The following is a 12697-nucleotide window of genomic DNA, read 5'->3' on the forward strand; positions in this document are numbered from 1 at the left end:
CTTCCGTTTTCCGACAAGAACAACGCCGCATGTTGAAAAGTATCGCCAGCCGCCTCGCGGCGGAACTCGCCGTCCGCGAGGCGCAAGTCACCGCCACCATCAATCTCATCGACGAAGGCGCCACCGTGCCCTTCATCGCCCGTTACCGCAAGGAAGTCACCGGCGGCCTGGACGACACCCAGCTGCGCCAGCTGGCCGAGCGCCTCACCTACCTGCGCGAGCTGGACGACCGCCGCGTCACCATCCTGAAAAGCATCACCGAGCAGGACAAGCTGACGCCGCAGCTGGAGGCTGCCATCTATGGTGCCGACAACAAGACCGTACTGGAAGACCTGTACCTGCCGTACAAACCCAAGCGCCGCACCAAGGCGATGATCGCGCGCGAGGCCGGCCTCGCGCCGCTGGCCGACAGCCTGCTCACCGACCCGACGCAGCAGCCGGAAACGTTGGCCGCAGGCTTCATCGATGCCGACAAGGGTGTGGCCGATACCAAGGCCGCGCTGGACGGCGCCCGCGCCATCCTGATCGAGCGTTTTGCCGAAGACGCCGCGCTGCTGGGCCGCCTGCGCGACAAGCTGTGGAGCGAGGCCGAGATCGCCGCCGCGGTGATCGCCGGCAAGGAGCAGGAAGGCGCCAAGTTCGCCGACTACTTCGCGCATCGCGAGCCGCTGAAAACCACGCCGTCGCACCGCGCGCTGGCGCTCTTGCGCGGCCGCAACGAGGGCATCTTGTCGGTAGCGCTGAAATACCAGCCGGACGAGACGCCGGTCACGCAGCGCTCGGCCTACGAAGAACTGATCGCCGCGCAATTCGGCATCAAGGATGCCGGTCGCGCCGCCGACAAGTGGCTGCTGGACGGCGTGCGCCTGTGCTGGCGCGCCAAGATCTTCCTGTCGCTGGAGCTGGAGCTGGTGTCGAAGCTGAAGGACGCCGCCGACGCCGAGGCGATCAAGGTGTTTGCGGCCAACTTGCACGACCTGCTGCTGGCGGCGCCGGCCGGCCCGCGCGCCACCATCGGCCTTGACCCCGGCCTGCGTACCGGCGTGAAGGTGGCGGTAGTGGACAACACCGGCAAGCTGCTGGACACCGCCACCATCTATCCGCACGAGCCGCGCCGCGACTGGGAGCGCTCGCTGGCGACCCTGGCCGCACTGTGCACCCGCCACAAGGTACAGCTGATCGCCATCGGCAACGGCACCGCCAGTCGCGAAACCGACAAACTGGCGCAGGATGTGATCAAGGCCTTCCCGCAGCTGGGGATGGCCAAGATCGTGGTCAGCGAGGCCGGCGCCTCGGTGTACTCGGCGTCCGAGCTGGCGGCCAGGGAATTCCCGGATCTGGATGTGTCCCTGCGCGGCGCGGTGTCCATCGCCCGCCGCCTGCAGGACCCGCTGGCCGAGCTGGTGAAGATCGACCCGAAGTCCATCGGTGTCGGCCAGTACCAGCACGACGTCAACCAGAGCCAGCTGGCGCGCAGCCTCGACGCGGTGGTGGAAGACTGCGTGAACGCGGTCGGCGTCGACGTCAACATGGCGTCGGTGCCGCTGTTGACGCGCATCTCCGGCCTCAACAGTACGCTGGCGGCCAACATCGTCGCCCATCGCGATGCCAATGGTGCGTTCAAGTCGCGCCGCGAGCTGCTCAAGGTCAGCCGTCTCGGCGAAAAAACCTTCGAACAGGCCGCCGGCTTCCTGCGTATCAGCAATGGCGACAACCCGCTGGATGCTTCCTCGGTGCATCCGGAAGCCTATCCGGTGGTGGAACAGATCGTCAGCAACACCGGTCGCGCGGTGAAGCAGATTATCGGCGACCCGGTGTTCATCAAGAGTCTGCGTGCCAGCGATTACACCGACGAGCGCTTCGGCCTGCCGACGGTGATGGACATCCTCAGGGAACTGGAAAAACCGGGTCGCGACCCGCGCCCGGCGTTCGAAACCGCCACCTTCCAGGACGGGGTGGAAGACATCAAGGACCTGACGCCCGGCATGGTGCTGGAAGGCGTGGTCACCAACGTCGCCAACTTCGGCGCCTTCGTCGATATCGGCATCCATCAGGACGGTCTGGTGCACATCTCGGCGCTGGCCAGCAAGTTCGTCGACGACCCGCGTACGGTGGTCAAGGCCGGCCAGGTGGTGAAGGTCAAGGTGCTGGAGGTGGACGTTGGCCGCAAGCGTATCGCGCTGACCATGCGTCTCTCTGATGAGCCAGGCACCGGCAGCCGCAGCAGCGCCGGCCGTAGCGAGCCGCGCACTGGCGGCAAGCCGCGGCAGCAGGCGCAGCAGGATGCGGGCAACGGTGCGATGGCGGCAGCATTTGCCAAACTGCGCGGCAGGTAAGCCATGTCAGGCTGCCGGCCTGGCCGCAAGTCAGGGCGTATCCTCGAACAGTGGCAGGGTGCCGACTGAAATCACCTCGGTGTTGCCGTTGCTTTCGTTGCGGATGGCGTGTTTTTGCTGCGGGTCAAAATGCAGCGAATCGCCGGCCGCCAGCACATAGTCGCAACCATTGACCTGATAAGTCACGGTACCGCTCAGCACATAGACGAATTCGTCACCGCTGTGGGCAACCACTTCCGAGCGATAGCCCGGCGGCAGCGTCAGCTTGACGGCATTGAGCACACTGCCGCTGTAGGTGGTGGTCAGCCGTTCATAGCGTTGCGGCATGTTGGCGACGGTGTAGCTTTGCCGCTGGCCGGCATGCGAATCTGGCGCATCCTGGCGCGGTGATTCGAACAGCTCGCTCACCGCCACACCGACGGCGTGGGCAATGTTGGCCAGCGACGACAGCGACAGGCCGGTGATGTCGCGCTCTGCCTGCGACAGGAAACCGGCCGACAGGCCGGCCTCCCTGGCGACCTGCACCAGGGTTTTGCCGCTGGCGCGCCGGTAGCGGCGCAGGCGCTGGCCTAGCGTTTCCTCTGACATGTGGGCTGGCTCCGGATGAAGAGCGCTGATTGTACGTGACAATAGCCGGTTTGCTGAGTGGCAAAATTTTAGTGTGACTAAAAAATGCTTGACCCTGTCCGGGTGCAGTCCTAGATTGCTGCCTTGTGCCGGCCGGCCATGCGCCGGCCGGATCCGACAAAAAAACAGGAGCAGGCGATGACGATAGGCGTAGGCGGGGTGAGCAAGGAGCAGGCGCTGGCTGGCCTGCAGGACATGACGCAGGGCGTGCAGCCGATCGGTCTGGACGAGTACCGCATACGGTTGGCCAAGGCACAGGCGTATATGCAAGCCAACGGCATTGCCGCGCTGTATCTGAATGCCGGTACCAGCCTCAGTTACTTTACCGGCCTGAAATGGCACGCCAGCGAACGCATGGTGGGGGCGATCCTGCCGGCCCATGGTGCGCTGGAATTCATCGCGCCCTGGTTCGAGGTCGGCACGCTGCACGACTACATGCAGCTGCAGGGCGAGGTCAACGCCTGGCACGAGCACGAGAGCCCGTACGCGCTGTTTGTGGCGACGCTGGCGCGGCTGGGCATTGCGGCCAACCTTGAACAACCGCCGCGCATCGCCATCGACGAAAGTACGGCATTTTTCATTGCCGACGGCATCCGCCAGTGTGCCGACGGCTACCGGCTGGTCAATGCCCGCAAGGTGACCGCGCACTGCCGCATGCGCAAGTCGCCGCAGGAAATCGCGCTGATGCAGCGCGCCAAGGACATGACGCTGGCGGTGCAGCAGGCCACGGCCGGCATGCTGCACGAGGGCATCACCACCACCGAGGTCGAGGCCTTCATCGCCGAGGCGCACCGCCGTGTCGGTGCCGCCGGTTCCTATTTCTGCATCGTGCTGTTCGGTGAGGCGACCGCCTATCCGCACGGGGTCAGGAATCCGCAGGTGCTGAAGCAGGGTGACATGGTGCTGATCGATACCGGCTGCATCCTGCATGACTACATCTCCGACATTACCCGCAGTTATGTATTTGGCGAACCGGATGCGCGCCAGCGCGCGGTGTGGCAGGCGGAGAAAGCGGCGCAGGCGGCGGCCTTCGCCGCGGCGCAGCCGGGCACGCCGTGCGGCGAGGTCGATCTGGCCGCGCGCCGGCAATTGCAGGCCGACGGCTTCGGCCCCGGTTACGCACTGCCGGGCCTGCCGCACCGCACCGGCCACGGTATCGGCATGGACATCCACGAATGGCCGTACCTGGTGTCCAGCGACCGCACGCCACTGGAGGCTGGCATGTGCTTCAGCAACGAGCCGATGATCTGCATCCCCGGCGAGTTCGGGGTGCGGCTGGAAGATCACTTCTACATGACGGAGCAGGGGCCGCGCTGGTTTACCCGGCCCAGTCACAGCATCGACGATCCGTTCGGTCTGGCAATGGCGGTTTAGGGCCTGTCTGTTTCACGGATCGCGCACTGACTCAGACCCGCAGGGCCGGGTGATGCTCTGCCCTGCGGTGTCGCCAGGCGCTTGGGAGCGGGATGGGAATCACCACCGGTGCCGGTAAATCGGCTTTTTCGTACAGTTGCCGGCAAAAAGATATTGCCGCTTGGGTTGCCGGGATCGGGCAGTGCTACTATGACCAGAAAATGCGCCTGGCACACAAAACCGATTCTGGTCGCCCAGGCAAGCCGGAACCCAAACACTACCTGTGCGGAAGGATCGACAATGAAAAGGGAAGCCTCCATCGCCATCCCGGATGGTGATCTTCAGCGTCTGGAAGCCTATGGTGTGGCGATACGCCAGATACGCAGCGGGCAGTTCCTGGCGCGCCAGTGCCTGTCGGTTTCCGGCAGCACCGTTGATCCGGCCAACCCGGTTGATGTGCTCGGATACGAGCTGGCGCAACTGGCACAGTGGCTTGAGCTGCGTTTTGGCGAGTTTCGCAAGATTCTGGAGGTGTCAGAAGAAATCAGCAGTGAACTGTTCGCCGAGAAAGTACTTGACCGTATCTACCAGACATTTTCCTCGCTGATTCCCTACGACCGTATCGGCTGTGCGCTACTCTCCGAAAACGGGCAACGCCTGAGTGCCTATTGGGCACGGGCCAGCTATGAAAACCTGAAAATCAACAAACACTATACTGCCGACATGGCCGGCAGCAGCCTGGAAACCACCCTTGTCAGTGGTAAACCGCGCATCATCAACGACCTTGAGGAATACCTGTTCTACCATCCCGACTCGGTGTCCACCCAGCTGATCCTTGCCGAAGGAATCCACTCAAACCTGACTTGCCCGCTGATAGCCAATGGCAAGCCGCTCGGCTTTCTCTTTTTCTCCAGCTGCCAGACAAACACCTACCGTGATCTGCATCATGATATTTTCTTGCAGATTGCCGGCCAGGTTTCCGTGCTGATCGAAAGAAGCCTGCTCTACCAGCAGTTGTTCGAAGTGAACCGTCAGTTGATGGAGGCGCATCAGCAGCTCAAGGAGCAGTCGATGCACGATGCCTTGACCGGCGTGCTCAACCGCGGTGCCATTTTCGAGCTGCTGAACAGCCACCTTTGCGAGGCCGGACGCAAAAAGCGGCTGGTCGCGATCATCATGGCCGACCTTGATCATTTCAAGGATATCAACGACAACCATGGCCACCTTGCCGGAGACGCCGTATTGCACACCGTGGCCACCACGATCGAGAAGACGCTGCGCGGCTACGATCATGTTGGCCGCTACGGCGGCGAGGAATTCCTGATCATTCTCAGCGAGGCCGATGTCCAGACTGCCTGTGAAGTCGCGGAACGTGTGCGCCAGACAGTTGCCGCCCTGGCAGTGCCATGTGATGGGGATGTCATCCGTCTCAGTCTCCGCCAGGGCGTAGCGCTATCGTATGATGACGAGCGTGCCGACCGCCTCATTGCCCGGGCCGATGCCGCGCTTTATCTTGCCAAACAGGAAGGGCGCAATTGTTACCGCCTTGCCCCGTCCGGGATTGCAAAATGACAGGCCCGACGATTGAACAGAAGATCGCAGAGCTTCACCAGCGGATAAAAAGTCATGTCGGTGATGTTGGCCGCATCGGTGTTGCCATCTACAACAAGGATGATGACGGTATAAGCACCTTCGTGCACAGTACCGACGGTGCCGTGCCATTCGAGAACTATCACGCGCGTCTTCAGGATGTGCCATCGTTGCGGCAATTGCACGAAAAGCGGCAGAGTCGTGTCATTGATGACCTGACGGCACTGTCAGGCTCGCCAAACGAGCACTCCAGGCGCATTCTCGAATCCGGCTACAAGTCCAGCTATACCAGCCCGCTCTATGCGCATGACCAGCTGATCGGGTTCGTGTTTTTTGATTCGCATCAGCCAAACCATTTCCGTCAGGAAATCAGGCTGCAGGTCGATGCGTATTCCCAGCTGATTGCAGCCCTGATTTCCGAGGCGCTATCACCTTCCAGAATACTCCGGGGCGCCGTGATGTTCATGCGGGAGCTTGGCCGTCACAAGGATACGGAAACTGCCGATCACATGCAGCGTGTTGCGTCGTATGCGCGCAGTGTCGCCAGGACGCTGGCCGCCAGCCATGGCATATCCGATGAACAGATCGAGTTCATTTACCAGTTTGCCAGCCTGCATGACATAGGGAAAATCGTGGTGCCGGATCATATATTGCTCAAACCGGGGAGGCTCACCGCCGACGAATACCTTGTTGCGCAATCTCATGCCCGCAAAGGCAGCGAAATGATCAGGGTGATGGTGAGCGAGTTCGGTTTTGCCAATGAGCCGCACATCCAGACGCTGTACGACATTGTTTGCTCTCATCATGAGCGCTGGGATGGTGCCGGCTATCCCGACAGGCTTGCCGGTCAGGTCATCCCGCTAAGCGCCCGGATTGTGGCCGTGGCCGATGTGTTTGATGCGCTCACCAATCCCCGGCCATACAAGCAGGCCTGGACCTTGCATGCGGGCCTGGATTACCTTCGTGCCAATGCCGGTTCCCAGTTTGATCCGCAATGCGTGCTTGCTGCCGAGGCATGCTTTGATGACTGGTGCGCAACGCACGCCCGCTTCAGTACGGTTGATCCTGACGACTAATGCAATCCCCGCCATGCCTGGCGATAAAGGTTGGCCGCAACGCTGCGGCCAACCTTTCCTTCATGCGATTGCCGTGTTTGCCAGCCATTGTGCAATCCGCTGCGCGCATGACTCCCAGCGCCTGTCCAGCATCATCATGTGGCCGATGTGCGGCAGGATTTCCGGGGTGCTGTCGAAGCGTGCCGCGGTCTCGGCCACGTCCTGTGAAGAGATCAGCTGGTCCTCCGCCGCGCCCAGCACCAGATTGGGCAGCGGGGCGATGCGGCGCTGCAGGAACGGCGGCACCAGGGTCATGTCCATGATCGCACGCTGGCTTTCTGTCTGGCTGTGGTGCGCCACCCAGTCCACCGCGGCGAGGTCGGCGTCGTCGGAAAACAGCATGTGTCGCAGTTCGTTCAGTTCCGGCTGGTAATTGCCCTGCTGGAACAGGTTCAGTTGCATGAACAATTCCGGCGCCTGGGTCATCAGCCGCATGCTGGAGCCGGCAAGGCCGCCTGGCGGCACCGAGGCCAGCAGCACGGCGCCGGGCAGGTCGTGGTGGGTCAGGTATTGCTGCAGCACAAAGCCGCCCATGGAGTGGGCGATCACGATCGGCGGCCGTGGCAGTTGCCGGATCGCCTGCTGCAGGTTGCAAACATAGTCGTCGATGCTGATGGCCGCCAGGTAATCATGGCCGTCGCTGGCGCCGTGGCCCTCGAAGCTCAGCGCCCAGCAGTCGTAACCGCGCGCGCTGAACCAGGGCATGAAGTGCTGCTGCCAGCAGCTGGCGCTGCTGAAGGCGCCGTGAACAAAAAGCAGGGGCGGCATTGTCGATGCCGTCCCTGCTGCCGGGGTGTGGATCAGTTCAAGTTTGATGGTCAAAGGACTTCCGCTGCGTGGTCTGCCAGGCGCGAGCGTTCGCCGCGCTGCAGGGTAATGTGGCCGGAGTGTTCCCAGCCTTTGAAACGATCAACGACGTAGCTGATGCCGGAGCTGCCTTCGGTCAGGTACGGGGTGTCGATCTGACTGATGTTGCCGAGGCAGACCACCTTGGTGCCGGGACCGGCACGGGTGATCAGCGTTTTCATCTGTTTTGGCGTCAGGTTCTGCGCCTCGTCGATGATCAGGTATTTGTTGAGGAAGGTGCGGCCGCGCATGAAGTTGAGCGACTTGACCTTGATGCGCGAACGGATCAGGTCGCGGGTGGCGGCACGCCCCCAGTCGCCGCCGTCGTCCTCGCTCTTGTTGAGCACGTCGAGGTTGTCTTCCAGTGCGCCCATCCACGGCAGCATCTTTTCCTCTTCGGTGCCGGGTAAAAAGCCGATGTCCTCGCCGACCGGCACGGTGACGCGGGTCATGATGATCTCGCTGTACAGCTTCTGCTCCAGCGTCAGTGCAAGGCCTGCGGCCAACGTTAGCAGGGTCTTGCCGGTGCCGGCCTGGCCGAGCAGGGTGACGAAGTCGATGTCCGGATTCATCAGCAGGTTCAGCGCGAAGTTCTGCTCGCGGTTGCGCGCGACGATGCCCCATACATTGTTTTTCTGGTGGCTGTAGTCCTTCAGCGTTTCCAGCACTGCTTCCTTGCCGTCGATGCGCAGCACCCGTGCCTGCATCGGCTGCTCACCTTCCTGCCACAGCAGCTGGTTCAGGAGCAGTTTGGGCGCGTCCGGGCCCTTGATCTGGTAGTAGGTGCGGCCGCCTTCCTGCCACGATTTCAGGTCCCGTCCGTTGCGATCCCAGAAGTCGCCGTCAATCTCGCGGGTGCCGCCGTACAGCAGGTCGGTGTCTTCCAGCACCTTGTCGTTGAAGTAGTCCTCGGCGTCCAGCCCCAGTGCGCGCGCCTTGATGCGCATGTTGATGTCTTTGGATACCAGGATGGCAGGGCGCTGGCCGTCGGCCTGCTTCAGTGCCATCACGATGCCGAGGATCTGGTTGTCGGCCTTGCCGACCGGCAGCGAGGAGGGGAGCGCCGCGTGCAGTGCTTCGGTCTGCAGGTAGAGCTTGCCGCTGGCGGCGTCGCGGCTGGGGCCTTTCAGCGAAATGCCCTCCTCGATGTCGTCGGCGCTGCTGCTGACGATCTCGTCGAGGAAACGGCTGGCCTGCCGGGCGTTGCGCGCCACTTCCGACATGCCTTTCTTGTGGGTATCCAGTTCCTCAAGCGTAATGATGGGGATGAACACGTCGTGTTCTTCAAAGCGGAACAGGCAGGTCGGGTCATGCAGCAGGACGTTGGTGTCGAGGACGAACAGTTTGCAGACGTTGCTCTTGTTGTGGCTTGCCATGAGAAAGACCCCCTTGTTGAAGCGGGGTCCGGCAGGGTGCCGGACCTGGCGCTTAAAGCGACTTGACGAACGTCAGCACTTCTTCGGCGTGTCCGGGGACTTTCAGTCCGCGCCATTCGCGCAGGATGTTGCCATCGCTATTGATGACAAAAGTGCTGCGTTCTATCCCTCTCACCTGTTTGCCGTACATGTTTTTCAGTTTCATGACACCGAACAGGTTACATACAGTTTCGTCCGGATCGCTGATCAATTCAAATGGCAATTCGTGCTTGGCTTTGAAATTCTCGTGCGATTTCAGGCTGTCGCGCGATACGCCGAGGATGCGGGCGCCGGCGGCCAGGAATTGCGGATGCAGGTCACGGAAGGCCATCGCCTCGTTGGTGCAGCCGGGGGTGTTGTCCTTCGGGTAGAAGTACAGCACGGTCAGCCCTTGCGGCAGGGTGGCGCTTTCGCCGCTGGTGGCGGCGGCGGTGAAGGGGGTGATGCGGATGGCGTCCATTGTGGGTTCCTCAGGTTTAGCCGTGCGGGCGGCGCAGCAGGGCCAGCACCGCGCCGCTGCCGCCTTGTTCGATGCGGGTCTCGCAGAAAGCCAGTACATCCGGATGGTGAGTCAGCCAGGCTCTGACCATTTTGGGCAGCACCGGTTCACCCAGCGAGCTGAGCCCCTTGCCGTGTATCACCCGCACGCACTGCCCCAGGTGACGGGCGCGATGCAGGAACACGGTCAGTTGCTCATGTGCGGCAAAGCGGTCCAGCCCGTGCAGATCCAGCTCGGCGCAAACCGGCCAGTGGCCGGCGCGCAGTTTCTTCAGGGTGTTGCCCGGTGTGCCGGGGCTGCGGTGCTGGCTGTCGATCTGTGCCGGTTCGAACCAGCCTATCATCCGGGCGAACAGCGCCTGTTCCACTTGCGGTGTCAGTGGTGTCTGGCTGGCACGATGTTGCGGCAGCGGGCGCGGCTTGGGTGGCGGCGGGGTATGGCAGACGCGGCCGTCCGGCCTGAGCGGGCGCACGTCCCGCATCAGCTGGCGGAAGTCCGGCTCGGGCTCAGGGTTGGCCGCAACGGCAACAGGCAAGACCCTTGCGGGTCTTGCCTGTGCTTTGACGGGCCTGAGTTGCTCCTTGAGCGACTTCAATGCGGCCGGGCTCAGTGATCCAGGAAGCGTTCGGCGTCCAGGGCTGCCTGGCAGCCGGATGCGGCGCTGGTGATCGCCTGGCGGTAGATGTGGTCCTGCACGTCGCCGGCAGCGAACACGCCTGGTACGCTGGTGGCGGTGGCATTGCCGTCACGGCCGCCGCGGGTCACGATGTAGCCGGTTTCGTCCAGCTCCAGCTGGCCCTGGAAGATGTCGGTGTTCGGCTTGTGGCCGATGGCGATGAACACGCCCATCACCTGGATGTCTTCGCTGCTGCCGTCGTTGAGCTTCAGACGGGCACCGGTCACGCCGCTGTCGTCACCCAGCACTTCGTCCAGGTTGGCGTTCAGCTTCAGCGTGATCTTGCCTTCGTTCACGCGTGTCATCAGTTTGTCGACCATGATCTTTTCGGCGCGGAAGGTGTCGCGGCGGTGGATCAGGGTCACGTGCCTGGCGATGTTGGCCAGGTACAGGGCTTCTTCCACGGCGGTGTCACCGCCGCCGACCACGGCCACGTCCTGGTTGCGGTAGAAGAAACCGTCGCAGGTGGCGCAGGCGGAGACGCCCTTGCCGGAGAAGGTCTGTTCCGATGGCAGGCCGAGGTAGCGGGCCGAGGCGCCGGTGGCGATGATCAGTGCATCGCAGGTGTACTCGCCGGAGTCGCCGATCAGGCGGAACGGTCTTTCATCCAGCTTGGCGGTATGGATGTGATCGAAGAGCATCTCGGTGCCGAAACGCTCGGCATGCTGCTGGAAGCGCTGCATCAGCTCCGGGCCTTGCACGCCGGTGACATCGGCAGGCCAGTTGTCGACATCGGTGGTGGTCATCAATTGGCCGCCCTGGGCCATGCCGGTGATCAGTACCGGATTCAGGTTGGCGCGCGCGGCATAGACGGCAGCAGTATAGCCGGCAGGGCCGGAACCGAGGATAAGCAGGGGGCTGTGACGGGTTTGGCTCATGTTTGTCTTTTTCCTGTCTGGCAGAGACGATAGTGCGTATTCTATCAGGAATGGATGACAATTCTGATTGAGTGTTTCAACGCGGCGGATAGTTTACGGTAATCAGTGCCCGGAGGATGGCGATGGCGGCAGTTTCGGCGGCGGCAGATAATCAGGTGGCGCAAGTGGCGCAAATCCTGATGCTGAAGAAAACGATGGAAGTCAGCGAGAGTGCGGCGCTGGCCTTGCTGGCGACGGCAACGGATGTCGCCGCGGTACAAGGCAACAATCCGCCGCATCTGGGTAGCCGTATCGACGTGCGGGCCTGATGCTATCGCTGGTTGAGCAAAAAGAAACGGGAGCCTTGGCTCCCGTTTCTTTTGTGTGGCGGCTTGGTTCAGGCTTTGATGCGGATGCGGGTGCTGCTGCTGGCGTCCTGCAGCAAGGACTGGCTGACCTGGTATTGGGTAATGGCTTGCTGCGAGGCGTTAACGGGAACGCGGGCTTCTGCCGGGGCCGTGCGCTCGGTACTGGCGACTGGTGCGGACTGTTCTGCAGTGTCGCGGCGCGGCTGCGGTTCGTTCAGCCGGTTGCCCGGGCTGCGTTCGCTGGCGGCGAGGGTGGTGTTCGGCTCCGGCTGGTTAATGCGGCGCGAGTCGAGCAATTGTGCCTGGAGTGCCTGTTCGGTGTTGCTGATGGCCTGGCTTGGGCGAGCGACCGGCAGCGTGCTGGCGGCAACCGCTTCGGCAGCCGGCGCGGGCGAGATCTGGCTTTCCTGTTGCTGCTCCTGCTGCAGGCGGCGCTGTTCCGCGGCCTCGCGCAGTAGGCTGGCGCTGCTGCTGGCCGATGCGGCGGAATTGATGGCATCCATGCTGGGTCTCCGTCACGACGAGGGGCTATGATTTGCTGTCAATCATAGCACAACATGCTGATGCTGCAGGAATTGTCGGCAGCCGCCACATCCACAGGCTGAGCGTCGCCCATATCAGCAACAGCAGGGCTGTGAGCCAGGGTTGCTGTAGCGTGGCATAGATGCTGAAGCTGAACGACAGGGCGATGGTGCCTAGCGCGACAGCCTTGGTTCTGGCGGTCATGCCGTGGTAACGCTGCCACAGCAGCAGAGGCGGCCCCAAGCGCGGATGGTGGTGCAGCCAGTGCAGCAGTGCCGGGCTGCTGCGGCCGAAACAAGCGGCCGCCATCAGTACGAAGATGGTAGTCGGCATCACCGGCAGCAATGCGCCGATCAGTGCCAGCAGCAGGCACAGCCAGCCGGCTGCCAGCCACAGCATTCTTTGCACACGCAATTTCATGTGGCGATTCCGGGGAATTCCTGTACTGATTCAATGCCATTTGTGCGCCATTTGCAAGTACACACCGGCGCCG

The 12697-nt window shown here is 62.5% G+C and carries 13 protein-coding genes; 5 read left to right on the plus strand and 8 right to left on the minus strand.

The features are described from left to right. Positions 1–29 precede the first annotated feature (29 nt). On the plus strand, positions 30–2336 hold the full coding sequence (locus IE083_RS01755) for a Tex family protein (RefSeq protein ID WP_189351919.1): 2307 nt from the start codon (positions 30–32) through the stop codon (positions 2334–2336). Between the two features lie 30 nt (positions 2337–2366). On the opposite strand, the gene IE083_RS01760 is transcribed toward IE083_RS01755, so the two are convergent. Next, complete coding sequence (locus tag IE083_RS01760) at positions 2367–2924, minus strand: helix-turn-helix domain-containing protein (RefSeq protein ID WP_189351920.1); 558 nt, start codon at positions 2922–2924, stop codon at positions 2367–2369. Between the two features lie 177 nt (positions 2925–3101). Between IE083_RS01760 and IE083_RS01765 the strand changes: the two genes are divergently transcribed. From IE083_RS01765 to IE083_RS01775, 3 genes are all read left to right on the plus strand, one after another. Next, on the plus strand, positions 3102–4337 hold the full coding sequence (locus IE083_RS01765; RefSeq protein WP_189351921.1) for a M24 family metallopeptidase: 1236 nt from the start codon (positions 3102–3104) through the stop codon (positions 4335–4337). A gap of 279 nt (positions 4338–4616) precedes the next feature. After that, the gene (locus IE083_RS01770; protein ID WP_189351922.1) at positions 4617–5888 is read left to right on the plus strand and encodes a sensor domain-containing diguanylate cyclase; all 1272 of its coding nucleotides are present in this window, start codon (positions 4617–4619) and stop codon (positions 5886–5888) included. After that, complete coding sequence (locus IE083_RS01775) at positions 5885–6982, plus strand: HD-GYP domain-containing protein (protein ID WP_189351923.1); 1098 nt, start codon at positions 5885–5887, stop codon at positions 6980–6982. The genes IE083_RS01770 and IE083_RS01775 overlap by 4 nt, the downstream gene beginning before the upstream one ends. A 60-nt stretch (positions 6983–7042) precedes the next feature. Here IE083_RS01775 and IE083_RS01780 read toward each other — a convergent pair whose 3' ends face one another. From IE083_RS01780 to trxB, 5 genes are all read right to left on the minus strand, one after another. Further along, entirely contained in the window at positions 7043–7843 is an 801-nt protein-coding gene (locus IE083_RS01780) for an alpha/beta hydrolase (RefSeq protein WP_189351924.1), read from the minus strand. Further along, entirely contained in the window at positions 7840–9243 is a 1404-nt protein-coding gene (locus tag IE083_RS01785; RefSeq protein ID WP_189351925.1) for a PhoH family protein, read from the minus strand. The genes IE083_RS01780 and IE083_RS01785 overlap by 4 nt, the downstream gene beginning before the upstream one ends. Positions 9244–9295: 52 nt before the next feature. Then, positions 9296–9742 carry a peroxiredoxin gene (locus IE083_RS01790; RefSeq protein WP_189351926.1) on the minus strand — a complete coding sequence of 149 codons (447 nt, stop codon included), beginning with the start codon at positions 9740–9742 and terminating at the stop codon, positions 9296–9298. A 16-nt stretch (positions 9743–9758) separates the two neighbouring features. Beyond that, positions 9759–10316 (minus strand): Smr/MutS family protein, encoded by a 558-nt coding sequence (locus IE083_RS01795; protein WP_229799547.1) that lies wholly within the window; start codon positions 10314–10316, stop codon positions 9759–9761. Positions 10317–10387: 71 nt separating this feature from the next. Then, entirely contained in the window at positions 10388–11335 is a 948-nt protein-coding gene (trxB, locus tag IE083_RS01800) for a thioredoxin-disulfide reductase (RefSeq protein ID WP_189351928.1), read from the minus strand. A 122-nt stretch (positions 11336–11457) separates the two neighbouring features. Between trxB and IE083_RS01805 the strand changes: the two genes are divergently transcribed. Next, positions 11458–11643: a putative motility protein gene (locus tag IE083_RS01805; RefSeq protein WP_189351929.1), complete on the plus strand. Its 186-nt coding sequence runs from the start codon at positions 11458–11460 to the stop codon at positions 11641–11643. Between the two features lie 68 nt (positions 11644–11711). On the opposite strand, the gene IE083_RS01810 is transcribed toward IE083_RS01805, so the two are convergent. Next, positions 11712–12185 carry a hypothetical protein gene (locus IE083_RS01810; protein ID WP_189351930.1) on the minus strand — a complete coding sequence of 158 codons (474 nt, stop codon included), beginning with the start codon at positions 12183–12185 and terminating at the stop codon, positions 11712–11714. A 25-nt stretch (positions 12186–12210) separates the two neighbouring features. Beyond that, positions 12211–12624 carry a YbaN family protein gene (locus tag IE083_RS01815; protein ID WP_189351931.1) on the minus strand — a complete coding sequence of 138 codons (414 nt, stop codon included), beginning with the start codon at positions 12622–12624 and terminating at the stop codon, positions 12211–12213. Positions 12625–12697 lie beyond the last annotated feature (73 nt).

The organism is Vogesella fluminis (genome assembly GCF_014652335.1).
GTDB lineage: Bacteria > Pseudomonadota > Gammaproteobacteria > Burkholderiales > Chromobacteriaceae > Vogesella > Vogesella fluminis.

Coding starts and splice junctions, on each gene's coding strand:
- trxB (WP_189351928.1), bottom strand. CDS start 11,335: ATGAGCCAAACCCGTCACAGCCCCCTGCTTATCCTCGGTTCCGGCCCT.
- IE083_RS01790 (WP_189351926.1), bottom strand. CDS start 9,742: ATGGACGCCATCCGCATCACCCCCTTCACCGCCGCCGCCACCAGCGGC.
- IE083_RS01775 (WP_189351923.1), top strand. CDS start 5,885: ATGACAGGCCCGACGATTGAACAGAAGATCGCAGAGCTTCACCAGCGG.
- IE083_RS01785 (WP_189351925.1), bottom strand. CDS start 9,243: ATGGCAAGCCACAACAAGAGCAACGTCTGCAAACTGTTCGTCCTCGAC.
- IE083_RS01815 (WP_189351931.1), bottom strand. CDS start 12,624: ATGAAATTGCGTGTGCAAAGAATGCTGTGGCTGGCAGCCGGCTGGCTG.
- IE083_RS01810 (WP_189351930.1), bottom strand. CDS start 12,185: ATGGATGCCATCAATTCCGCCGCATCGGCCAGCAGCAGCGCCAGCCTA.
- IE083_RS01760 (WP_189351920.1), bottom strand. CDS start 2,924: ATGTCAGAGGAAACGCTAGGCCAGCGCCTGCGCCGCTACCGGCGCGCC.
- IE083_RS01770 (WP_189351922.1), top strand. CDS start 4,617: ATGAAAAGGGAAGCCTCCATCGCCATCCCGGATGGTGATCTTCAGCGT.
- IE083_RS01805 (WP_189351929.1), top strand. CDS start 11,458: ATGGCGGCAGTTTCGGCGGCGGCAGATAATCAGGTGGCGCAAGTGGCG.
- IE083_RS01755 (WP_189351919.1), top strand. CDS start 30: ATGTTGAAAAGTATCGCCAGCCGCCTCGCGGCGGAACTCGCCGTCCGC.
- IE083_RS01765 (WP_189351921.1), top strand. CDS start 3,102: ATGACGATAGGCGTAGGCGGGGTGAGCAAGGAGCAGGCGCTGGCTGGC.